The sequence below is a fragment of the Pseudomonas sp. 273 genome, assembly GCF_029201425.1.
GTDB classification, from domain to species: domain Bacteria; phylum Pseudomonadota; class Gammaproteobacteria; order Pseudomonadales; family Pseudomonadaceae; genus Pseudomonas; species Pseudomonas delhiensis.
In genome coordinates, this window is record NZ_CP116775.1 from 1,701,560 (window position 1) to 1,723,493 (window position 21,934).

Here is a 21,934-nt window from a genome sequence, read left to right on the forward strand (position 1 = left end):
TTTGGACGCCTTGCTCGCGATGATTTCTTCAATGACTGCGGTAGCACGACCTCCTGATTTCCTGCTACGAGGGCTTTGCCCAGCGCTGGCATGCGGATATGCGGTGAGCGAAAGGCGGCAGGAGGAATAAGCCATGAAGGGAGTACTCCAGCCAGCGGCGCTATCGGTCGCCGAGCTGATCGACTGCCTGCGTCCCACGAACGAGGCGCCCTATTCGGTTGAGCACTATGCCGAGATCTTTGGCCTCAGCCCTGCCGTGTTTGCCGACCAGATCATTGCCTATCGTCGCAGCCACCTATCGCACTGTCTTGCGCTCCGTGGATGAGCGTTATGACGTTCGCGGCTATGACGGTGGCGGCCTACCTGGCGCACCGCGCCACCCTGCCTGAGGCGCAGCGGGCATACTTCGAGCAGCATGCACCAGCGGAGGTGGATGGCCTGCCTGGAAAAGTTCACGGCCAAGTTGCTGTTTGGCTGCAAGGGGCGCTTTTCGCCGCAAGAGTACCGTTACTAATGAGCGACTGATCTCGAGTTCGGAGTCGCATGCGAGAACCGCACGTCAAAATACCTACGATGACATCACGTGACGAGGACATGGGCCATAGTTGACCTCAGTACCTGGCGAGCGGTTGGCGTCGCCGCGCCGCTGGCGAATCAGCGACAGATCGGAGTCGTTGAAGGTGTAGTAACGGACCAGGTCATCCTGGCTTTCCGGCAGCGCGAGCAGGCTATCCCGCCCCGTGGCTGAGAGGATCAAGCGACGCGGCATGTATCAATCGTCCGTGCGGAGGTACTGATAGAGGGTTTCCCGGCTGATGTTGAATTCACGGGCGAGTTGCGCCTTGGACTGGCCGGCCCTCACCCGCTGCCGCAGGGTAACAGCTTGCTCGTCGGACAGGGCTTTCTTGCGGCCCCGATACGCGCCGCGTTGCTTCGTCAGGACAATACCTTCGCGCTGCCGATCACGGATCAGGGTGCGCTCGAATTCAGCAAAGGCCCCCATCATCGACAGCATTAGGTTGGTCATCGGCGAGTCCTCACCAGCGAATACTAGGCCCTCCTTCAGGAGTTCATGAGGAGATCGGCAGCTTCGTGAATATTTTTCGATCTCAGTTTTATATTTTCAGGCCGCCCAAGCTGAGTATATTTCAAGGTATCTACCATGCTTCCCCAAAACTTGCACCGCTCTACAGTCTCCTTTTCCTCAGCGACTGATCTTTTACAAATCTCCGCAACAACCTGTTCATACCAGTCAGCAGACATAGAGTTAATAGCATTATTTGCAATCAGTTGAATGCCGGGGCGATCTATTATATTAATTATTTTTGCCTCATTAATTAAATTTTCGATTAGCTCTGTGCAAAAAGTCATTCGCAGCATTCCGCTCATGAGCCCTCGCCAAGGCATGTAGCTTACATTTTTTACCACCATTGGAAGCAGCATTGACATGCGGAATAGAAGTCGAGCAATGAAGGAGGCGGATTGAACAGCGTTCACAGGTAGAAGCGTTCCAAGCACTGTCATAGCTCCTAGTGCAAGCATACCGCTAGCGGTTGCTCCGTGTCCGCCATCTACTGGAATAGTATCGCAAGCACTGAGCAATACAATAGGAGGCATATTGATCTGGCTCTGTAACTCCCAAACATTTAATTCCTCGCCCCCAACTATAATTGAGCCCATAGCAGAATCTGTTTTTAGTGAGCCGTGACCATCAAAAATCATCAGCGCCCCTTTGAAGCTATTAATTATAGCAACAAATTCTTCAGATGACTCAATATCAACAATCCTGTATTTTGGATATTCCTCATGCATGTTGGTCCAATGCTGAAGAGTGGTTTCAAGAGTGTATTTGATTTTGTCGCTTTCCGAGAAAGATCGAACAATCAATATCTCATCAAAGTCAGAGAGAGCTATTGTCTTATGTCGACTTCTAAGGGTTTGGAGTAAGTTTATATTGCCTGGAGTTGCTGGTATCCGGCTGACGTCACATCTTAACATCAATGGCAACCCCCTCAGCGGAAGCCATTCAAGTGGTAAATCAGTTACTATAGACACCCCGGAAAACTCGGGAAGCTTTTCTTTAAAAAAAGACAAAAATCGCTTGTCAACCAACAAGAGCATTCGCTCCTTAAGTGTCATTCCGAGCTTGTTTAATTTAAAATTGGCATGACAGCCATTCCCTCTGGCGCAATTGGCTAGATTGATTAAATCGCCTTTGATCTTATTTATTTTAGGCTCAATTCGGATGATCGGAAATAAATCAGACAAGCCCAATATGCCCAAGGAGATATTGAACAACTCAAGCTCTTGCCGATGTAGCGAAATAAAAGTTTTCCCCACAGAATCTGAGGTTATGGCAGCTATCGCTTCTGATTGATAGCCAACCAATCTTCTAATGTAATTCTCAGACTTTACAGCTGAGTTAACATAGATTCTGAGGGCGGCGACAAGTTCTTTTTTTAGAGAGCCATCAGGGAATAGCTTATCTAAATCTACCTTGTAGATTCTCCATAGAATCGGCTCTACACTGATACATAAACGGTTTTCAGTAGAAGCGTTATCTGTCAGGCTCGATCTGCTCCCCCATAGCGCTCGACTACTACGTAGTATCGCCGGGATGTAGTTTTCATTGCCGCTGGGCATGAGTCTCCCCTCGCGGACAATGTCCAAGCATAAACTTTCGGCTATCAATTCATTTGCATATGTCAGCCCATGACGATAGCCAGGGAAAGCTAATCGCTTCCAAGACTTTTTCTTGGGCCCTAGCACTTCACTTACTGCCTCAAAAAACTCTTGCGGCACTCTACCGTCTTCTAGAAGAGCAAGAGCTCTTGCTATGGCATAGTTACCTATTTTTCTTGGACTAAAATCCCTTTCTTCCTTGCTCGCTGATTTTGCGGTAGATATGTGCAAGAACCCATTCCCGTACTCGCTCGAGAGGAAGTCTTTGACGGGGAGATACATTCGCTCGTCGGATAGCACTATTTTTAATACTGGAGTTGACTTTGCGTGCGTGTACATTGACTCGATATTAACTGGTATGCACACAAAGCTAGTTATGCCAGAAGCTCTAGCAGTTGCCACGCTTTTCCTACTGGCCTTGATCTCTCTTACATCAAATGGAAGTTTTGCTGCAAAATCTAACAGCCATCTGGATTTTACAACTTCAGGCCAATACGCTAGAAAGAAAGTTTCCGTATTGTACTCACGAAAGTGCGGGATAAAATAACTGATAGCGAATCTTATATCTCGAAAATGTTCTTCTTCAAAAATCCGCTCCGCTAAATCAGATTCACTTACATATGATTTTCTTGTCATTTGAAAATCCTTTTCAATTACTCACTAGCCACCGAAAAGCTTCTTGCGTTGTGCGGTTCGTTCCCTGCGTAGGTTTTCGTAGGCGGTTCGCCGCTTGGCCGCTTCGTTGATTAGCTCCAAGATCAGAGTGATGTCGCTGTGCAATTCCTCGCGCGTGGGCAGTGGCAGTTGGCGTTCACCCGGGGTGTCATGGGCCTCAGTGGCTTCACAAGCCCGAGCATAAACCGCCAGCATCTTCTCCCACTCATCTGCAGGGTGGCCGATGACGGCGCCAAAGGCCTCGACGCTCACCACGTCGCTGAACGGTTGAACCGTATTGTTCAGGAAAACTTCCCGGATGGCGCGCTCGACGGTACCTCTGAGGCTTGAGTAGCCCGCAGCGATTTGCCGCTCAAGTTCATCATCCGGGTAGCTGTCTTCCGGAGCGCTCAACGCTTTCGCACGATCACGCAGATCAGCCAGGCGGGCTTTGGTGTCCATCGTGGCCCATGTTAGCCCTTCGCTTACCAGTCCTGGCGACTCATCCCAACCAATGGTCTTGTAACTGGCCGGGCGATCAGCGCGCTGAAGTGCCATGGCCAGTTCGGTCAGGAATACCGCGTCATGTGTGAACACCAACACCTGGCGGGTCTCGGCTAGCGCAACCAAACGCCGAGCGATGGCCCGACGATAAACATGGTCTAGAGAGGTTGAGGGGTCGTCAAAAATGACCGTCGAGGTATGTGGCAGAGATTCGAGTTCGGCGATGAACATGGCCATCCCCAAAGCACGCTGTTCCCCCTCGGAAAGCACTTTAGAAGCCTTCGCCGTGATTTCCTGCAGGCGTAGGGTAACCTTGGTCACCCCCAGCTCCGTGCGTCCGGTCAGGTCGGGTTGCACTCGGCGTTTATAGCCCAAGGCTTTCAATTCGGCATTCATGGCGGCGGCCAATGCCTCGGTTACATACGTCGCGGCCAGAGCCGTCAGCTTGCGTGATACCGTTCCAGGATTTAGGGCTGCATGACAGCGGCTTAACACAGCATGAGTCTGCTTGTCCTGAATGAAGCGCTCCACCGCGCCGAGCTGGCCGGAAAGGCGCTGACGCGCATCCAGGTCTGCCAGTTCTTGGCTCAGCGCTAAACGCACAGCAGGATCGGTGGAGGTCCGGAGGGTACTGGCGTCAGCGCGCAGCGAAGCAGCCTTGCTGGCGAACTCACTGTCTAGGTTCGCTTCCGGTGAAAGTGGCTCTGATTCAGGAGACCAGTCTCCCGCTTCCAATGTTTGACTGACCCAAGTGTGCCGGACGGCCCAAACCGAGGCCGCTGTAGTAATGGTGGCGTGTAGATCGGGGAGCCGCTCCGCCACTTCAGCCAGCGTGGGCGCATCCAGGATGCTGAGGTCAACGGCCTTCACTTTCCCCAGAGCGGTCATACGGGCATCGTTGGCTGTTTGTGCATCTGCTGTCGCAGTATCCGAGATAAAAGCTGCAAAACGCCGCATGCGTTCCGCTGCATCGACTGAGTAGGGTTGCTGGCAGAGCACGCAGCGTGCGTCGAGTTCCAGGTGCGGGAATAAATGTCCGGAATATGCTGCCCGCTGAGAGAAGGCTTCAGCGGCCCGGTACATCGTTTGCCAAAGCACATCGCCGGTGCCCTCTAACAGAGTGGCGGTGTGTGAAGCCAATGTTGGTGGTTCCGTGGTGTCCTGTGTCCCCCGCCCCTGGAGGCGCGCTTGTGCTAGTTGCATGGCGAGGTGTGCAGCTTTTTCCGCGGTGATGAGTTCCTTTGCCCTCGCAATGGCCCGGTCACCCACCCATCGTTGTGCCGCCTCGGCACGGCGTTGCGCTTGGTCCAGGCGGGTCGCCAGGCGCTCCAAGGCCAGCGCTTGGGGAGTAGGATCGGTTTCCAGCAGTGTCCGCTTCAGAAACTCAAGCCTTCGGAGTTCCTCGTCAGTGAGCGTTCCCAATCGAACCAGTACTGCGCGATCCGAGTCTGCCCCCAGGCTGGCGATGTAACGGCCGACTTCGGTATTACCCTTCAGCGGCTCGAACTGCTGGGAATCCAGAACCAACGCATTGCGCTCAGCTCCAATCCGGGTCTGCAAGTCGCGCTGCAGCAGGACCAGGCGCGTCAGGTGGATCAGTCCGTATGGCTGAAATGCCGGGGTGCCTTCCGCATCGATATAGTCGTTGGCACAGGCTACGTCGTATACCGATACCGCGCTCAAATGTGGATGGGCTGGCCCGCTCTGAACCCAACGCGCAGTTTCCGGCGTGCCATCCACCAGGATGGAGAATTCAGCAGATGGAGGCCGAGGTGGAGTTGCGGCCCCAAAGGCGTTGGGCAGCACCTCCACTCGATGTCGGGCTTTGCAGGCGTTCTTGAAGACGCGGGCATAGCCGGATTTGCCGGCCCCGTTGTGACCAAAAAAGATGGTCATGCCCTCCGGCACGAGGTCAAATGCTCGACCAGAAGGGAAACCGTTGACCTGATCCAGCCCGGAGACACCGGTCAGTCGCACGGTGGCGCCACTGCAGGCCCCCGGAACGTCATCCAATGTGAATGGTTTGGTGGCCCCTGTGGTCGCATTTTCCCGTTCTTGCTCGCGAACCATTTGCAGGATGGTTTCGATGTCATCTTGGGCGAGTTCGGGCCGCGTAAAAATCCGGCGCAGTGCCTCTTGTTGCCAGGGCCTAAGTCCACCAGTCCACGCGATGATCTCGTCCAGCAATGACATAGCAGTCTCCTTTGCCTGGGCACCCGATTAAAGGACGAGGCTGCACAAATGGCAAGTAGCCATCTGGGGTAGATCGAGGCCATCAGCTGACCGCTACGCACAAGAAATACCGCATGCTTCTGCCTCGGTATCCGTCCCGAACTGGTTGTTGCCAGGCGCCATAGCATCGCCCCCCGGAATCAGATCGATCAGTTATCCCTGTGCCTTCACTCCTGTCACCTGTCGATGTGAGCGAGCAAATGCGTCGAAGTGCCCACAGAGGATTCCAATGCTGGCCTCGCCGCGAGGCTACCGAAGGAGATCGCCGGGTCGGTGTAGCGCATCGCTGATTTAATGTCCTTCCAGCCCACGTAGGTCATCAGCGCTTTGAGATCCCAGCCATTGGCCGTGGCCCAGGTGGCGAAGCCGCGGCTCAGCGAATGACTGGTGTACAGCTCAGCCGGGACACCGGCGCGCAACAATATCTGGCGTAGCAGGCTGATCAGGCTGCCGGGGTGCAGCGCCTTGTTGTTCAGGTGCCCCCAGCGATCCAGGCGGCGAAACACGGCCCCGCGCGCCATGCCGGCGAACTTCGAGGTTCTTGGCATCCATCTGGTGACTCCTTTCCTGCGGCAGTCTGAGTCTAGCGTTCAGTCTCGTACGCAGCCTGTCTGCGATGTGCCGGGAGTGGCTTTATACACATAGGCCACGCCCGCTTAGATTTTTCGGTGTGTGGCGGACGCTTGCGTTTGGCGGGCATCATCAAAAAAAGGCCGGTGTGCATAGCAGCACTCCGGCCCTTTCGACTGCTCCTCTTCACCGCCATCCTTAACGGCTCCAAGGTTCTTGCTTGTTACACTCCGCACTCATTTGGTGCGTTTATTCCACTTTGAAGTGAATAAATTCCAATTCTTAGTGAAAAATGACGACTACTTCCGTCAGTCCCAGCTCAGCGCGCCGCCGGTCTGGTACTCGATCACGCGGGTCTCGAAGAAGTTCTTTTCCTTCTTCAGGTCCATGATTTCGCTCATCCACGGGAAGGGGTTGCTGGTGCCCGGGTATTCTTCCTTCAGGCCGATCTGGGTCAGGCGGCGGTTGGCGATGAACTTGAGGTAGTCCTCCATCATTGCTGCGTTCATGCCCAGGACGCCGCGCGGCATGGTGTCGCGTGCGTATTCGATTTCCAGCTGGGTGCCCTGCAGGATCATCTGCGTGGCTTCGTCCTTCATCTGGGCATCCCACAGGTGCGGGTTTTCGATCTTGATCTGGTTGATCACGTCGATGCCGAAGTTCAGGTGCATGGATTCGTCGCGCAGGATGTACTGGAACTGCTCGGCGGTGCCGGTCATCTTGTTGCGGCGGCCCATGGAGAGGATCTGGGTGAAGCCGCAGTAGAAGAAGATGCCTTCCAGCACGCAGTAGTAGGCGATCAGGTTGCGCAGGAACTGGCGGTCGGTTTCCGGGGTGCCGGTCTGGAACTGCGGGTCGGAGATCGAGCGGGTGTACTTCAGGCCCCAGGACGCTTTCTTCGCGACGCTCGGGATCTCGTGGTACATGTTGAAGATCTCGCCCTCGTCCATGCCCAGCGACTCGATGCAGTACTGGTAGGCGTGGGTGTGGATCGCCTCTTCGAAGGCCTGGCGCAGGATGTACTGGCGGCATTCGGGGTTGGTGATCAGGCGGTACACCGCCAGCACCAGGTTGTTCGCCACCAGGGAGTCGGCGGTGGAGAAGAAGCCGAGGTTGCGCATGACGATGCGGCGCTCGTCTTCGCTCAGGCCGTCCTTGCTCTTCCACAGGGCAATGTCGGCGTTCATGTTCACTTCCTGCGGCATCCAGTGGTTGGCGCAACCATCCAGGTACTTCTGCCAGGCCCAGTCGTACTTGAAGGGTACGAGCTGGTTGAGGTCGGCGCGGGCGTTGATCATCTGCTTGTCGCCGACCTGTACGCGGGCGGCGGAGCCTTCGAGGTCGTCCAGGCCTTCCTGGATGTCCAGGGCGTCCAGGGCCTGCTTGGCGCGGGCGACCGCGTCGGAGTCGCTGGCGGAGACGGCGCGGGCTTCTTCCACGGAGCCGGCGGCTTCGTCGTCCAGCTTGTCGGCGGCCTGGGCGGCGGCCTTGGCCACGGCCGGGCGGCCTTGGCTTCGGTGGGGTCTTCTTTGTCGAATTCGTCCCAGCTCAGCATTGGGGGCTCCTTTCAGTCGCAGCTACAAGCCACAAGCTTGAAGCTACAAGAGGTTTGGTGTTGCCGGTGAAGCCAGGGCGCACCTGGCTTCACCGTCGTCGAGCACGTTAAGGCAACTGCGGACGGCTTGCGGCCTGTCGCTTGCAGCTTGCCGCTGCTCTTATTGGCAGGCTTCGCAGTCCGGGTTGTCGATGCTGCAGGCCTTGGGCACCGGGGCCGGCTGCGGGGCAGCGGCCGGGGCGGCTTGCAGGCCTTCGTCAATCACCGAGCTCACGGCGTTCAGCTTGCCGGTGTTGATGGTGGACTTCTCGGTGCTGGTGGCGGCCAGGGCACGGAGGTAGTAGGTGGTCTTCAGGCCGCGGTACCAGGCCATGCGGTAGGTCACGTCGAGCTTCTTGCCCGAGGCGCCGGCGATGTACAGGTTCAGCGACTGGGCCTGGTCGATCCACTTCTGGCGGCGGCTGGCGGCGTCGACGATCCACTTGGTCTCGACCTCGAACGCGGTGGCGTACAGGTCCTTGAGGTCCTGCGGGATGCGCTCGATCTGCTGCACGGAGCCGTCGTAGTACTTCAGGTCGTTGACCATGACCGGGTCCCACAGGCCGCGGGCTTTCAGGTCGCGTACCAGGTAGGGGTTGATCACGGTGAACTCGCCGGAGAGGTTCGACTTCACGTACAGGTTCTGGTAGGTCGGCTCGATGGACTGCGACACGCCGGTGATGTTGGCGATGGTCGCGGTCGGCGCGATGGCCATGATGTTCGAGTTGCGGATGCCTTTGCGCACGCGCTCGCGCACCGGGGCCCAGTCCAGGCTCTCGCTCTGGTCGACTTCGATGTACTTGGCGCCGCGGGCCTCGATCAGCAGCTTCTGCGAGTCGATCGGCAGGATGCCTTGCGACCACAGCGAGCCGTCGAAGGACTCGTAGGCGCCGCGCTCCTCGGCCAGGTCGCAGGAGGCCTGGATGGCGAAGTAGCTGATGGCTTCCATGGACTTGTCGGCGAAGTCGATGGCGGCGTCGGAGCCGTAGGCGATGTGCTGCAGGTACAGGGCGTCCTGGAAGCCCATGATGCCCAGGCCCACCGGACGGTGCTTGAGGTTGGAGTTCTCCGCCTGGGGCACCGAGTAGTAGTTGATGTCGATGACGTTGTCGAGCATGCGGACCGCGGTCTTGACGGTGCGGCCGAGCTTCTCGACGTCGAGCTTGCCGTCGACGATGTGGTTGACCAGGTTCACCGAGCCCAGGTTGCAGACTGCGATCTCGTCCTTGTTGGTGTTCAGGGTGATCTCGGTGCACAGGTTCGAGCTGTGCACCACGCCCACGTGCTGCTGCGGGCTGCGCAGGTTGCACGGGTCCTTGAAGGTCAGCCACGGGTGGCCGGTCTCGAACAGCATGGAGAGCATCTTGCGCCACAGGTCCTTGGCCTGGACGACCTTGTGCAGCTTCAGCTTGCCGTACTGGGTCAGGGCTTCGTAGTACTCGTAGCGCTCTTCGAAGGCCTTGCCGTAGAGGTCGTGCAGGTCGGGGACGTCGGCCGGGGAGAAGAGGGTCCAGGTGCCGTCTTCGAACACGCGCTTCATGAACAGGTCGGGAATCCAGTTCGCGGTGTTCATGTCGTGGGTGCGGCGGCGGTCGTCACCGGTGTTCTTGCGCAGCTCGAGGAATTCCTCGATGTCCAGGTGCCAGGTTTCCAGGTAGGCGCACACGGCGCCCTTGCGCTTGCCGCCCTGGTTCACGGCCACGGCGGTGTCGTTGACCACTTTCAGGAACGGAACCACGCCCTGGGACTTGCCGTTGGTGCCCTTGATGTAGGAGCCCAGCGCGCGCACCGGGGTCCAGTCGTTGCCCAGGCCGCCGGCGAATTTCGACAGCATGGCGTTGTCGTGGATGGCGCTGTAGATGCCCGACAGGTCGTCCGGCACGGTGGTCAGGTAGCAGGACGACAGCTGCGGGCGCAGGGTGCCGGCGTTGAACAGGGTGGGGGTGGACGACATGTAGTCGAAGGACGACAGCAGGTTGTAGAACTCGATGGCGCGTTCTTCCTTCTGCGGCTCTTCGATGGCCAGGCCCATGGCCACGCGCATGAAGAACACCTGCGGCAGTTCGAAGCGGATGCCGTCCTTGTGGATGAAGTAGCGGTCGTAGAGGGTCTGCAGGCCCAGGTAGGTGAACTGCTGGTCGCGCTCGTGGTTCAGCGCGGCGCCCAGCTTGGCCAGGTCGAAGGTCTTCAGCTTGGGATCGAGCAGCTCGAACTCCACGCCCTTCTCGACGTATGCCGGCAGGGCCTTGGCGTAGAGGTCGGCCATCTCGTGGTGGGTGGCGCTCTCGACCACGCCGAGGAAGCCCAGGGCTTCGGCGCGCAGGGTGTCCATCAGCAGGCGGGCGGTGACGTAGGAGTAGTTCGGCTCGCGCTCCACCAGGGTGCGGGCGGTCATCACCAGGGCGGTGTTGACGTCCTTCTCGGCCACGCCGTCGTACAGGTTCTTCAGGGTCTCGCGCTCGATCAGGCCGCCGTCGACCTCGGCCAGGCCTTCGCAGGCTTCGCGGATGATGGTCTGCAGGCGGCCCATGTCCAGCGGCTGGGTGCTGCCGTCGGCCTTGGTGATGCGGATGCTCGGGTGCGGCTGGGCGACTTCGCCGGCGGCGCTGGCGGTCTTGCGCTCGGCGGCGCGGGCTTCGCGGTAGATCACGTAGTCGCGGGCGACCTTCTGTTCGCCGGCGCGCATCAGGGCCAGTTCGACCTGGTCCTGGATTTCTTCGATGTGGATGGTGCCACCGGACGGCATGCGGCGCTTGAAGGTCGCGGTGACCTGCTCGGTCAGGCGCGCGACGGTTTCATGGATGCGCGACGAGGCGGCAGCGGTGCCGCCTTCCACGGCGAGGAACGCCTTGGTGATGGCTACGGTGATCTTGTCATCGGTGTAGGGGACTACGGTGCCGTTGCGCTTGATCACGCGCAGCTGGCCGGGCGCGGTGGCGGCCAGATCCTGGGCGGATTCGGCGGCCTGCGGCGCTGCGGCCTGCGGGTTCTCGCGAGTGGTGTCGATTTGCATGGGTGGGTGTCTCCACGTTCTCGTAATGGGTTCTGTTACCGGCGCCGGGCGCCGTCCCGAAAAAAGAGCAAAAAGAGCGTGTGCGTCCGGCGTGGCCGGCCGCGCAAAAAACGTCTGGAGCAGGGGATGGGGACTCAAGCGCCTCCCTGGCCCAAGTCGGGTGTCCGGCTTTACGGGCCGGAACCACAATACCTAGTGGTGTTGACCGATCGGTTGCAACACCCGTACCGCATGGCCATCGACATCGATCACTCCTTTGCGGCCTGCGCCGCGTCGGACTTCCGTACGCCTGGATGCAGCTGCTGGGGGAACCGGAGGAGCCGTGGAAAAGGCTCGCGACTGCGTCTTTCTTCTTGTGTCCGGTTCCAGGTTGCGGACCCAACATGTAGGGGTTATCCGCAACGGGGATACAAGATAATGCGCTGCCGGGGGCTTTGCAAGATGACAGGCTGGGGGAAACCTGTGGATAAATTGTGGGTGGCGTGTGGGTGAGCGCGTATGGATCGCGCCAGGCCGCACCACCGCTGAATTTCGCCGTTCGTCACGGACGCGCAGGCTTTTTCGTACGCCGGCGCTGTGGGGCAGGGGGCGAACCCTACCACAATATCTTGTGGTCATGCCCGCGCGCGTTCCGCCCGTGCCATGGCGCGGCTTCCTGGCTACAATGCGGCACGTCCGCACGCGCCGCGCGGCGCCCCGGCGCCTGCCTCGCGGCGGTGCGCGGCGGACCCGTTCAGGTGCATTGGGAGGCGGTGTGGAGCAAGAGGCGCGAATCCTCATTGTCGAGGACGACCAGCGGTTGGCCGAGCTGACTCAGGATTATCTGGAAAGCAACGGCCTGAAGGTGAGCGTCGAGGCCGACGGCGCCCGCGCGGTGGACCGCGTGCTGGCGGAACGGCCGGACCTGGTGGTGCTGGACCTGATGCTGCCCGGCGAGGACGGCCTGTCGATCTGCCGGCGCCTGCGCCCGGACTACGACGGCCCGATCCTGATGCTCACCGCGCGCACCGACGACATGGACCAGATCCAGGGCCTGGAGATGGGCGCCGACGACTACGTGTGCAAGCCGGTGCGCCCGCGCCTGCTGCTGGCGCGCATCCGCGCCCTGCTGCGGCGCAGCGAGGGGCCGGAGGAGGCGCCGGCGGCGGGCAGCAAGCGCCTGACCTTCGGCAAGCTGGTGATCGACAACGCCATGCGCGAGGCCTGGCTGGACGGCCAGACCATCGAGCTGACCAGCGCCGAGTTCGACCTGCTCTGGCTGCTGGCCGCCAACACCGGGCGCATCCTCTCCCGCGAGGAGATCTTCAATTCCCTGCGCGGCATCGAGTACGACGGCCAGGACCGTTCCATCGACGTGCGCATCTCGCGCATCCGCCCGAAGATCGGCGACGACCCCATGCACCCGCGGCTGATCAAGACGGTGCGCAGCAAGGGCTACCTGTTCGTTGGCGAGCAGTAGGGGCAACGCTCTCGCCAGCGTCCGTGTTCACGTAGGATGGCGTGGAGCGCAGCGATACCCATCGATGGGAATCGCTTCGCTCATCCCATCCTGCGTGTTGCATCCATACTTCCCGGCGCCACCCCCGCGCCTCCACGCCGGCCGCTGAACCCGGCACAGGGCTTCGCCGATGAAATCCATCTTCCTGCGCATCTACGGCGGCATGCTGCTGACCCTGGTGCTGGTCGCCGCCCTCGGCGTGCTGACCCTGCACCTGGTCAACGAGGTGCGCGGCGACCGCTACCGCGAGGAACTGGCCCGCGGCACCTTCCGCCTGATGGCCGACGAGATGGCGCCCATGGAGGAGGTGGACCGCAAGCGCGCGCTGCTGCAGTGGAGCCGCCTGATGGGCATCCCGCTGAGCCTGCAGAAGCTCGACGCGCTGGGCATGGACGGCCGCGACCGCGCGCGGCTGATGAACGACCAGGTGCTGGTGGAGGCCTTCGGCCCGCACCAGGTGAATATCTACACCCAGGTCAGCCTGCAGGAAGGGCTGGTGCTCACCGGCGAGGTGGAGCAGGTCAGCGAGCAGCTGGCGCGGGCCACCATCTATATGCTGATGGACGAGCTGCGCCGCTTCCCTGCCAGCGAGCAGCCTTACCACCTGGCGCGCATCGTGCGCGACAAGCGCTTCGGCTTCGACGTGCACCTGCTGCGCCTGAAGGAGATCGACCTGGACGACGACCAGAGCCGCCGGGTGGAGGAGGGCGACACGGTGCTGGCGCTGGGCAAGAACGGCGACTCCATCCGCGTGGTGGCCGGCATCGTCGACACGCCCTGGGTGCTGGAGCTGGGGCCGATCTACCAGATGAACCCCTACCCGCCGCAACTGCTGCTGCTGATCGCCGCCGTCGGCCTGTCGCTGATCGGCCTCACCCTGTACCTGCTGGTCAGCCGCCTGGAGCAGCGCCTGCGCGGCCTGGAGTCGGCCGCCTCGCGCATCGCCCGCGGCAGCCTGGAGACCCGCGTGGAGGAGCGCGGCAGCGACTCGGTGGGGCGCCTGGCCGGCACCTTCAACCACATGGCCGAGCAGATCCAGCGCCTGGTCAGCGTGCAGCGCGAACTGGTCCGCGCGGTGTCCCACGAGCTGCGCACGCCGGTGGCGCGGCTGCGCTTCGGCCTGGAGATGATCGAGTCCGCCGAGGACGACAAGGCCCGGCGCAAGTACATCGAGGGCATGGACGGCGACATCCAGGACCTCGACCAGATGGTGGACGAGATGCTCACCTACGCGCGCCTGGAGCAGGGCTCGCCGGCGCTGAGCTACCAGGCGGTGGAGCTGGGCGCGCTGGTGCGCCAGGTGGTGGCGGAGATCGCCCCGCTGCGCCGCGAGGTGCAGGTGAGCTGCGAGGCGGGCGCGCTGGTGCCCTTCGACCAGGGCAGCTGGATCGAGGCCGAGCCGCGCTACCTGCACCGCGCCCTGCAGAACCTGCTGAGCAACGCCATCCGCTACGCCGAGACGCGGGTGCGGGTGAGCTACCGTGTCAGCCTGGACCGCTGCCAGGTGGACGTCGAGGACGACGGCCCGGGCGTGCCCGAGGACCGCTGGGAGCGCCTGTTCACGCCGTTCTTCCGCGTCGACGACAGCCGCACGCGGGTCACCGGCGGGCATGGCCTGGGGCTGTCCATCGTGCGGCGGATCATCCGCTGGCACGGCGGCCGGGTGTCCATCGCCCACAGCCAGGGCCTGGGCGGCGCCTGCTTCACCCTGACCTGGCCGCGGCGCCAGGCGCCCAGGGAATAGGCCGGCCGGCGGCCCTGGTTGATACTTTGCGAAAATACATTATATATTTTTGTATATTGTTTTCCTGGAAGCCCTGCCCATGAGCATCGACTGGAATGCCTTCACCCCCTGGAGCGCCCTGGCCGGCGGCGCGGTGATCGGCCTGGCCGCCGGCCTGTTCGCCCTGCTCAACGGCCGCGTGGCCGGCATCAGCGGGCTGCTCGGCGGCCTGCTGGCCAGGGGCGGCGCCGGCGGCGAGCGCCTGGCCTTCCTCCTCGGGCTGTTGCTGGCGCCGCTGTTGTGGCTGGCCTTCGGGCCGCTGCCGACGCTGCACTTCGACAGCGCCTGGCCGGCGCTGCTGCTGGCCGGGCTGCTGGTGGGGCTGGGCAGCCGCTACGGCGCCGGCTGCACCAGCGGCCATGGCGTGTGCGGCCTGGCGCGGTTATCGCCGCGGTCGCTGGTGGCCACGCTGTGCTTCATGGCCAGCGGTTTCGCCAGCGTCTTCTGCATCCGCCACCTGCTGGGAGCCTGAACATGGCCCGACTGAGCGCCTTCCTCTGCGGCCTGCTGTTCGGCCTGGGCCTGCTGCTGGCGGGCATGGCCGACCCGGCTAAGGTGCTGGCCTTCCTCGACCTGGCCGGGGCCTGGGACCCGTCCCTGGCCCTGGTGATGGTCGGCGCCATCGCCACCGCCCTGCCGTTCTTCGGCCTGGCCCGGGGCAAGGCCCATGGCCTGCTCGGCGGCGCCATGCAACTGCCGGCGCGGCGCGACCTGGACCGCCGCCTGGTGCTGGGCAGCCTGCTGTTCGGCGTCGGCTGGGGCATTGCCGGCATCTGCCCGGGGCCGGCGCTGGTCGGCCTGGGCGCCGGCCACTGGCAGGCGGCGCTGTTCGTGGTGGGGATGCTGGCCGGCATGGGGCTGTTCGAATGGCGCCAGCGGCGCGAGGGTGACGGGGCATGAGGCCGCGGCTGCTTGGACGCGCGGCGGCCCGCCGCCTACGCTACCGGGGAATTCCCCGGCAAACCGAGGCCCCATGTCCGACCTGAACGACCCCCGCGTCTTCTTCGCCGCCGAGCGCACCCTGCTGGCCTGGAACCGTACCGCCCTGGCGCTGATCGCCTTCGGCTTCGTGGTGGAGCGCACCGGCCTGCTGCTGCGCCTGATGCACGCCGGCCTCGAGACCGCGGCGGCGCAGCGCATGGCGTTCTGGGTGGGGCTGGGGTTCATCGCGCTCGGCTGCGTGGCCGCCTGCAGCTCGGCGCTGCAGTACCGCCAGGTGGTGCGCGGGCTCAAGCCGGTGGAGATTCCCGAGGGCTACCGGGTCAACGCCGGGCCCTGGCTCAACCTGGCGGTGGCCGGCCTGGGCCTGCTGCTGACGCTGTACCTGGCGTTGTAGCACCAGGTAAAGTTGACCTTTAAGTCAATAAATGCAGAATGCTGGCGTGCTCCCCGGCACGGACGCCCACGGCCAGGCTGATGGCGTTGCCCTTAATGGGTATTGCAGTGCCGCGGGTATCGTTATGTAATTTTTGATATAACGAATCTCCAGCGGCGGGCCCCGCTCTCGACCGGGGCCCGCCAGCGAGGTGCCGTGGCATCCATCAGGAAGGAACACCGAGAATCACATGGGAAGCCTTGATCACCGCCGTGGCCTTGACGCCGGCCGCCAGCCCCAGCTCGGCGACGGCGTCGCGGGTGACCATCGCCACCACTTCGCTGCCGCCGCCCAGGTCCAGCACCACCTCGGCGTTCACCGCGCCATCGGCCACCGACTTCACCGTGCCGGCCAGGCAGTTGCGCGCCGACAGGCGGATGCCCTCGGCGTCGGTCATCAGCATCACCCAGGGCGCCTTGACCAGTGCCACCACGTCCTTGCCCTGGGCCAGGCCGAGGCTCTTCACGCTTTCCTCGGTGACGATGGCCACCAGGTCGTTGCCGCCGGGCAGTTGCACCACCACCTCGGCATTCACCGCGCCGTTGCGCAGTTGCCTGACCTTGCCGCGGAACACATTGCGCGCGCTGACTTTCATGTCTTTCACTCCCTGGCTCCAGTGAGGTCAGGAAGGTATAGCAGAGCCGGCGCGCCCTTCGAAGCAGAACAACAGCCAACCACTGGAGCATATCGATGAAACACGCATTCGCCCGCCTTTCCCTGGCCCTGGCCGCCTGCCTGGCCGCCCACGCGGCGCTGGCCGACGAGGTGCAGGTCGCCGTCGCGGCCAACTTCACCGCGCCCATCCAGGCCATCGCCAAGGACTTCGAGAAGGACACCGGGCACAAGCTGGTGGCCTCCTTCGGCGCCACCGGGCAGTTCTACGCGCAGATCAAGAACGGCGCGCCCTTCGAGGTGTTCCTCGCCGCCGACGACACCACCCCGGCCAAGCTGGAGCAGGAGAAGGCCACCGTGCCCGGCTCGCGCTTCACCTACGCCATCGGCAAGCTGGCGCTGTGGTCGGCGAAGGACGGCTACGTCGACGCCAAGGGCGCGGTGCTGAAGCAGGGCGGTTTCCAGCACCTGTCCATCGCCAACCCGAAGACCGCGCCCTACGGCCTGGCCGCCACCCAGGTGCTGGACAAGCTCGGGCTGAAGGACAAGCTGGCCGGCAAGCTCGTCGAGGGCCAGAACATCGGCCAGGCCTACCAGTTCGTGTCCAGCGGCAATGCCGAGCTGGGCTTCGTGGCGTTGTCGCAGATCTACAAGGATGGCAAGGTGACCGGCGGTTCGGCCTGGATAGTCCCGGCAGACCTCTACGAACCGATCCGCCAGGACGCGGTGATCCTCGAGAAGGGCAAGGACAACGCCGCGGCCAAGGCCCTGGTGGACTACCTGAAGGGGCCGAAGGCGGCCGCTGTGATCAAGGCCTACGGCTACGAGCTGTAAACAGGGAAAACGATGCATCTGACCGCGGCGGACTTCACGGCGATCCGGCTCACCCTCGAGCTGGCCACCGTCAGCACCCTGATCCTGTTGCTGCTGGGCACCCCCATCGCCTGGTGGCTGGCGCGCACCCGCTCGTGGCTCAAGGGCCCGCTGGGCGCGCTGGTGGCCCTGCCACTGGTGCTGCCGCCGACGGTCATCGGCTTCTACCTGCTGGTCACCCTGGGCCCCCACGGCCCGGTGGGCCAGCTCACCGACGCGTTGGGCTGGCAGCGCCTGCCGTTCAGCTTCGCCGGGCTGGTGGTGGGCTCGGTGATCTACTCGCTGCCCTTCGTGGTGCAGCCGCTGCAGAACGCCTTCGAGGCCATCGGCACGCGCCCGTTGGAGGCCGCCGCGACCCTGCGCGCCGGGCCCTTGGACAGCTTCTTCAGCGTGGTCCTGCCGCTGGCGCGGCCGGGCTTCGTCACCGCCGCCATCCTCGGCTTCGCCCATACCGTGGGCGAGTTCGGCGTGGTGCTGATGATCGGCGGCAACATCCCCGGCCAGACCCGCGTGGTCTCGGTACAGATCTTCGACCACGTCGAGGCCATGGAGTACGCCCAGGCGCACTGGCTGGCCGGCGGCATGGTGGTGTTCTCCTTCTTCGTGCTGCTGGCGCTGTACTCCACGCGCCGCAGCCATTCGGCCTGGAACTGAGATGCCGGCAGACATCCAAGCGCGCTTCCTGCTCGAGTACCGCAGCTTCACCCTGGACGTCGACCTGCACCTGCCGGGCCGCGGGGTGACCGCGCTGTTCGGCCATTCCGGCTCGGGCAAGACCACAGTGCTGCGCTGCGTGGCCGGCCTGGAAAGGCCGCGCGAGGCGCGCCTGGTGGTCAACGGCGAGACCTGGCAGGACAGCGCCAGCGGCCTGTTCCTGGCGCCGCACAAGCGCGCCATCGGCTACGTGTTCCAGGACGCCAACCTGTTCGAGCACCTGTCGGTGCGGCGCAATCTGCGCTACGGCATGAAGCGCGTGCCGGCGCGCGAGCACCGCGTGGCCATGGACCAGGCCTGCGAGCTATTGGGCATCGGCCACCTGCTCGAACGCATGCCGCGCCATCTGTCCGGCGGCGAGCGCCAGCGGGTGGGCATGGCCCGCGCCCTGCTGACCAGCCCGCGGCTATTGCTGATGGACGAGCCACTGGCGGCCCTGGACCTCAAGCGCAAGGCAGAAATCCTGCCCTACCTGGAACGCCTGCACGACGAGCTGGACATCCCCATCCTCTACGTCAGCCACTCGCCGGACGAAGTGGCGCGCCTGGCCGACCACCTGGTGCTGCTGGAGGCCGGCCGCGCCCTGGCCAGCGGCGCGGTGGTCGAGACCCTGGCGCGCACCGACCTGCCCACCTCGCTGCTGGAGGACGCCGGCGTGGTGATCGACGGCCAGGTGCTCGGCCACGACGCCGGCTACGGCCTGCTCGAACTCGGCCTGCCCGGCTGTGCCGAACGCATCCGCCTGGCCCATGAGCCCCTGCCGCCGGGCAAGGCGCTGCGCATCAAGGTCCAGGCCCGCGACGTCAGCCTGGCCCTGCAGCGCCCGGCGCAGAGCAGCATCCTCAACCTGCTGCCGGCCACCGTGACCGAACTGGCCCCCACCGACACCCCGGCGCACCTGCTGGTGCGCCTGGACGTGGGCGGCAACCCGCTGCTGGCGCGGATCACCCGCTATTCCTGCGACCAGCTGGGGCTGCGGGTGGGGCAGGGGGTGTGGGCGCAGGTGAAGTCGGTGGCGCTGCTGGCTTGAGGGCGGATGGCTTTATGGCTTTTCGTAGGAGCGAGCTTGCTCGCGAACAAATGCGGTGCCATGCGGTTCGCGAGCAAGCTCGCTCCTACGAAGAACACCTCCGGCGCGGCCCGGTGGCTTTTGGGCTTTGGGGTGGCTCCGTTCCCTCTCCCCAGCCCTCTCCCTGAAGGGAGAGGGGGCTTGTCCGTGCCGGCGGAAAGCATGGCTTCAGCCGGACGCCATAATGTCCGGCTAACTCCGAAATACCCGAGCACTCCGAACGGTCCCCTCTCCCTTCAGGGAGAGGGTTAGGGAGAGGGGCTCTTGGCTTTTGGCTCTGTTGCTCTTAACAACCCCCTCCAGACCCAAGACCTAGAACAACGGCAACGTATAACTCACGATCAACCGGTTCTCGTCCTGGTCCCGCTGCGTCGCCGTGCCCGAGCCGCTGACCGGCAGGCCGCTGCGCATGGTGGCGTTCTTCCAGGCCAGGCCCAGGCCCTTGAAGGTGCCTTCGGGACCACGTAGCCCACGGCGATGTCGCGCTCCCACTCGCCCTGGTCGCCGCGGCCGGTCTTGATGTCGTCGGCGTTGAGGTAGAGCACGCTGAAGGTCAGGCCCGGCACGCCGAGCTTGGCGAAGTCGTAGGCGTAGCGGCCAATCCAGGTGCGCTCGCCAGCGTGGTTGAACTTCAGCAGCTGGGCGTCGGTGTGCAGGTAGGTGCTGGTGCCTTCGCCATCGCCGCGGTTCAGGTAGGGGAAGTCGCTGTCGCCGGTGAGCACCTGGTAGCCGGCGCCGAGGCTGTGGCCGCCGAGGCTGTAGGTGAGCAGGCCGCTGTAGACGTTGTTGTCCACCTCGCCCTTGGTCACGCCGCTGCCGTAGTAGCCGCTGCTGACGTAGCCGTCCTTGCGCCCGGCGGTGCTGCCGTTCTTGCCGTCGGAATCGCTGATGAACACCCGCAGGTCGGTCTTCAGGGTGCCCGGGCCGATCGCCCAGTTGTGCGTCAGGCCGAGGAAGTGCTGCTGGTAGAAGTCGGTCAGCTGGCCGTAGTAGTACTGCAGCGTCAGGTCCTTGGTGGCCTTGTAGTCGCCGCCGGCGAAGTAGAACTTGTTGCTGTCGCGGGAACTGGCGGTGCTGCCGTTGGCGCCGGCGATGGACATGCTGCGCCAGTCGGTGGAGTTGCGGCCCTTGGTGTGGCTGAGCTGGCCGCCGATCAGGGTCAGGTCCTTGAACTCGTTGGAGGTGACCTGGCCGCCCTCGTAGGTCATCGGCAGCAGGCGCGCGTCGTTGTAGACCACCACCGGCAGCTTGGGCTGCAGGGTGCCGTAGCGGAATTCGGTCCTGGAGACCTTGGCCTTGGCGGTCAGGCCCAGGCTGCTGAACTCGTCCACCGCGCTGCCGTCGCTCTCCAGCGGGAAGATGGTGCCCGGCTGGCGGTCGATGCCGCTCTTGCCGGACTTGCCGCCGCCGTCCAGGCGCACGCCGAGCAGGCCCAGGGCGTCGACGCCGAAGCCGACGGTGCCCTCGGTGAAGCCGGAGGCGTAGTTGAGCATGAAGCCCTGGCCCCATTCTTCCTGCTTGCTCGGCGAGGCGGGGCCGTTGCGGTTGTCGGTGTTGATGTAGAAGTTGCGCAGGCCGAGGCTGGCCTTGCTGTCCTCGATGAATCCGCCGGCACTGGCCTGCTGGGCGAGGGCCGCCGTGGCGATGGCCAGGGCGAGGGTGGATCGCTTCATTGTCATGCTCCTTGGTCCGTTCTTGTTCTGTCCTGCTGGGCGGGGCTTGCCGACGCCGGATTGGGCAGGGTAGCCGGGCTTTTCCGCTATCGCTATGTGTTTTTCTATATAGCGAATGGCGTGACGCTGGTCGTCATGGGGGTGGCGTCTTCAGGCTAGCGGAGGGCTACCGCCGGGTGGCGGGACGGCGTGCATGACGCCAGATTCTGACTTTAAAGTCAATAAATCCCGCGGCGGCCGTTCAGGCCGGCACCGCCACCAGGCTCAGCAGGCGCCCGTCGAACAGGACGTACTGCGCATCCAGTTCGCGGCCGCGGTGCCATTCCCCGGACAGGTCGCAGAGCAGGCGCAGGCGCGCGCGGCCCTCGGCGTCCCAGGCCAGCAGCTCGGCGTCCTCGAAGTAGAAGCGCCGGCCCACCAGGGGGTAGAGGGCCTTGAACAGGCTCTCCTTGAGCGAGAAAGTCAGGGTTACGCCCAGGCCCAGCTGCTCCGGCGCCAGGCGCTCGCGCTCGGCGGGGGTGAGGATTTCCTCCAGCAGGCGGCTGGCGCGGGCCGCGTCGAGCAGCGTCTCGACGTCCAGGCCCAGGCTGCGCCAGGCGTCGCGGCGGGCCACCACGGCGGCGGCCCAGTCGTCGCCATGGGTGATGGAGCCGGCCAGGCCGCCCGGCCAGATCGGCGAGCGGTCGGCCGCCAGGCCCGGCGTCTGTGGCAGCCCGGTCAGGCGCTGGATGCCGGCGCGGGCGCACAGGCGCCCGGCGAGGAATTCGGCGCGGCGCTTGGCCACCGCGCGGCCGATATTCGGCGGCAGGTCCACGCCATGGCGGCCGAAGGCCTGGGCGTCGAGCTTCTGCGGCTGGAAGCGGCAACTGTGGAGGAGGGCGCCGGGCAGTGCCTGGGGCAGCGGCCAGTGCGCCTGGGGCGGGGTGAGGAAGTCGTCGGTGTCGAGCATGGCGGGGATTCTGCCCGGCCGCCGGACGCGGTGCCAGTGGATTCGTGTGGCGAGTGACCGTCCAGTCGCGTCCGGGCGGTCACGAAGCCTTTACATTCGCTTGCAAAGGTTTACCGAAGCGCTACGGATCGGCGCCCGG

The 21,934-nt window shown here is 63.3% G+C and carries 16 protein-coding genes and 3 pseudogenes; 9 read left to right on the forward strand and 10 right to left on the reverse strand.

Annotated elements, in window-relative coordinates; genetic code table 11:
• Positions 1-133 precede the first annotated feature (133 nt).
• Positions 134-325 carry a hypothetical protein gene (locus tag PKO50_RS08225; protein WP_153562516.1) on the forward strand — a complete coding sequence of 64 codons (192 nt, stop codon included), beginning with the start codon at positions 134-136 and terminating at the stop codon, positions 323-325.
• 243 nt (positions 326-568) lie between these two features.
• On the opposite strand, the gene PKO50_RS08230 is transcribed toward PKO50_RS08225, so the two are convergent.
• From PKO50_RS08230 to PKO50_RS08260, 7 genes and pseudogenes are all read right to left on the reverse strand, one after another.
• The gene (locus PKO50_RS08230; RefSeq protein WP_116424772.1) at positions 569-769 is read right to left on the reverse strand and encodes a DUF4158 domain-containing protein; all 201 of its coding nucleotides are present in this window, start codon (positions 767-769) and stop codon (positions 569-571) included.
• Between the two features lie 3 nt (positions 770-772).
• Positions 773-1,066, reverse strand: a pseudogene (locus PKO50_RS08235) (recombinase family protein); the annotation flags it as partial.
• On the reverse strand, positions 1,063-3,318 hold the full coding sequence (locus tag PKO50_RS08240; protein WP_145923928.1) for a hypothetical protein: 2,256 nt from the start codon (positions 3,316-3,318) through the stop codon (positions 1,063-1,065). The gene PKO50_RS08240 and the pseudogene PKO50_RS08235, both read right to left, overlap by 4 nt.
• Before the next feature lie 24 nt (positions 3,319-3,342).
• Positions 3,343-6,033 carry an AAA family ATPase gene (locus PKO50_RS08245; RefSeq protein WP_042929796.1) on the reverse strand — a complete coding sequence of 897 codons (2,691 nt, stop codon included), beginning with the start codon at positions 6,031-6,033 and terminating at the stop codon, positions 3,343-3,345.
• A gap of 215 nt (positions 6,034-6,248) precedes the next feature.
• Positions 6,249-6,620, reverse strand: coding sequence for a tyrosine-type recombinase/integrase (locus tag PKO50_RS08250; protein ID WP_042929798.1), 372 nt, complete (start codon positions 6,618-6,620; stop codon positions 6,249-6,251).
• A 330-nt stretch (positions 6,621-6,950) separates the two neighbouring features.
• Positions 6,951-8,197: pseudogene (locus PKO50_RS08255) on the reverse strand (ribonucleotide-diphosphate reductase subunit beta).
• Between the two features lie 160 nt (positions 8,198-8,357).
• Positions 8,358-11,249 (reverse strand): ribonucleoside-diphosphate reductase subunit alpha, encoded by a 2,892-nt coding sequence (locus tag PKO50_RS08260; RefSeq protein ID WP_089394613.1) that lies wholly within the window; start codon positions 11,247-11,249, stop codon positions 8,358-8,360.
• A 754-nt stretch (positions 11,250-12,003) separates the two neighbouring features.
• Between PKO50_RS08260 and PKO50_RS08265 the strand changes: the two genes are divergently transcribed.
• From PKO50_RS08265 to PKO50_RS08285, 5 genes are all read left to right on the forward strand, one after another.
• Positions 12,004-12,708, forward strand: a complete 705-nt coding sequence (locus PKO50_RS08265; RefSeq protein ID WP_275629300.1) for a response regulator — start codon at positions 12,004-12,006, stop codon at positions 12,706-12,708.
• A gap of 169 nt (positions 12,709-12,877) precedes the next feature.
• Positions 12,878-14,491, forward strand: a complete 1,614-nt coding sequence (locus PKO50_RS08270) for an ATP-binding protein (protein ID WP_275629301.1) — start codon at positions 12,878-12,880, stop codon at positions 14,489-14,491.
• A 79-nt stretch (positions 14,492-14,570) separates the two neighbouring features.
• Positions 14,571-15,002: a YeeE/YedE gene (locus PKO50_RS08275; RefSeq protein ID WP_109931680.1), complete on the forward strand. Its 432-nt coding sequence runs from the start codon at positions 14,571-14,573 to the stop codon at positions 15,000-15,002.
• A gap of 2 nt (positions 15,003-15,004) precedes the next feature.
• Positions 15,005-15,430: a DUF6691 family protein gene (locus PKO50_RS08280; protein ID WP_089394617.1), complete on the forward strand. Its 426-nt coding sequence runs from the start codon at positions 15,005-15,007 to the stop codon at positions 15,428-15,430.
• Between the two features lie 73 nt (positions 15,431-15,503).
• Positions 15,504-15,866, forward strand: a complete 363-nt coding sequence (locus PKO50_RS08285) for a DUF202 domain-containing protein (protein ID WP_275629302.1) — start codon at positions 15,504-15,506, stop codon at positions 15,864-15,866.
• Between the two features lie 205 nt (positions 15,867-16,071).
• Here the strand turns inward: PKO50_RS08285 and PKO50_RS08290 are convergent, their stop codons facing one another.
• Complete coding sequence (locus PKO50_RS08290; protein ID WP_275629303.1) at positions 16,072-16,500, reverse strand: TOBE domain-containing protein; 429 nt, start codon at positions 16,498-16,500, stop codon at positions 16,072-16,074.
• Between the two features lie 95 nt (positions 16,501-16,595).
• Here PKO50_RS08290 and modA point away from each other — a divergent pair, with 95 nt between their 5' ends.
• From modA to modC, 3 genes are read left to right on the forward strand one after another with little or no spacing between them, the layout of a single operon-like run.
• The gene (modA, locus tag PKO50_RS08295; protein WP_275629304.1) at positions 16,596-17,351 is read left to right on the forward strand and encodes a molybdate ABC transporter substrate-binding protein; all 756 of its coding nucleotides are present in this window, start codon (positions 16,596-16,598) and stop codon (positions 17,349-17,351) included.
• A gap of 12 nt (positions 17,352-17,363) precedes the next feature.
• Complete coding sequence (modB, locus tag PKO50_RS08300; protein ID WP_109935355.1) at positions 17,364-18,044, forward strand: molybdate ABC transporter permease subunit; 681 nt, start codon at positions 17,364-17,366, stop codon at positions 18,042-18,044.
• Position 18,045: 1 nt separating this feature from the next.
• A complete protein-coding gene (gene modC / locus PKO50_RS08305) occupies positions 18,046-19,134 on the forward strand; it encodes a molybdenum ABC transporter ATP-binding protein (RefSeq protein WP_275629305.1) in 1,089 nt (362 codons plus the stop codon).
• 351 nt (positions 19,135-19,485) lie between these two features.
• Here modC and PKO50_RS08310 read toward each other — a convergent pair.
• Together PKO50_RS08310 and PKO50_RS08315 are read right to left on the reverse strand one after the other, a co-directional pair.
• Positions 19,486-20,846 (reverse strand): annotated as a pseudogene (locus PKO50_RS08310) (OprD family porin).
• Positions 20,847-21,087: 241 nt separating this feature from the next.
• Positions 21,088-21,795, reverse strand: coding sequence for a 4'-phosphopantetheinyl transferase superfamily protein (locus PKO50_RS08315; RefSeq protein WP_275629306.1), 708 nt, complete (start codon positions 21,793-21,795; stop codon positions 21,088-21,090).
• Positions 21,796-21,934: the final 139 nt, after the last annotated feature.

Bases quoted from the DNA above. Each gene is read 5' to 3' on its own strand.
- PKO50_RS08225 (WP_153562516.1), top strand. From the start codon at position 134: ATGAAGGGAGTACTCCAGCCAGCGGCGCTATCGGTCGCCGAGCTGATC.
- PKO50_RS08230 (WP_116424772.1), bottom strand. From the start codon at position 769: ATGCCGCGTCGCTTGATCCTCTCAGCCACGGGGCGGGATAGCCTGCTC.
- PKO50_RS08240 (WP_145923928.1), bottom strand. From the start codon at position 3,318: ATGACAAGAAAATCATATGTAAGTGAATCTGATTTAGCGGAGCGGATT.
- PKO50_RS08245 (WP_042929796.1), bottom strand. From the start codon at position 6,033: ATGTCATTGCTGGACGAGATCATCGCGTGGACTGGTGGACTTAGGCCC.
- PKO50_RS08250 (WP_042929798.1), bottom strand. From the start codon at position 6,620: ATGCCAAGAACCTCGAAGTTCGCCGGCATGGCGCGCGGGGCCGTGTTT.
- PKO50_RS08260 (WP_089394613.1), bottom strand. From the start codon at position 11,249: ATGCAAATCGACACCACTCGCGAGAACCCGCAGGCCGCAGCGCCGCAG.
- PKO50_RS08270 (WP_275629301.1), top strand. From the start codon at position 12,878: ATGAAATCCATCTTCCTGCGCATCTACGGCGGCATGCTGCTGACCCTG.
- PKO50_RS08275 (WP_109931680.1), top strand. From the start codon at position 14,571: ATGAGCATCGACTGGAATGCCTTCACCCCCTGGAGCGCCCTGGCCGGC.
- PKO50_RS08280 (WP_089394617.1), top strand. From the start codon at position 15,005: ATGGCCCGACTGAGCGCCTTCCTCTGCGGCCTGCTGTTCGGCCTGGGC.
- PKO50_RS08285 (WP_275629302.1), top strand. From the start codon at position 15,504: ATGTCCGACCTGAACGACCCCCGCGTCTTCTTCGCCGCCGAGCGCACC.
- PKO50_RS08290 (WP_275629303.1), bottom strand. From the start codon at position 16,500: ATGAAAGTCAGCGCGCGCAATGTGTTCCGCGGCAAGGTCAGGCAACTG.
- modA (WP_275629304.1), top strand. From the start codon at position 16,596: ATGAAACACGCATTCGCCCGCCTTTCCCTGGCCCTGGCCGCCTGCCTG.
- modB (WP_109935355.1), top strand. From the start codon at position 17,364: ATGCATCTGACCGCGGCGGACTTCACGGCGATCCGGCTCACCCTCGAG.
- modC (WP_275629305.1), top strand. From the start codon at position 18,046: ATGCCGGCAGACATCCAAGCGCGCTTCCTGCTCGAGTACCGCAGCTTC.
- PKO50_RS08315 (WP_275629306.1), bottom strand. From the start codon at position 21,795: ATGCTCGACACCGACGACTTCCTCACCCCGCCCCAGGCGCACTGGCCG.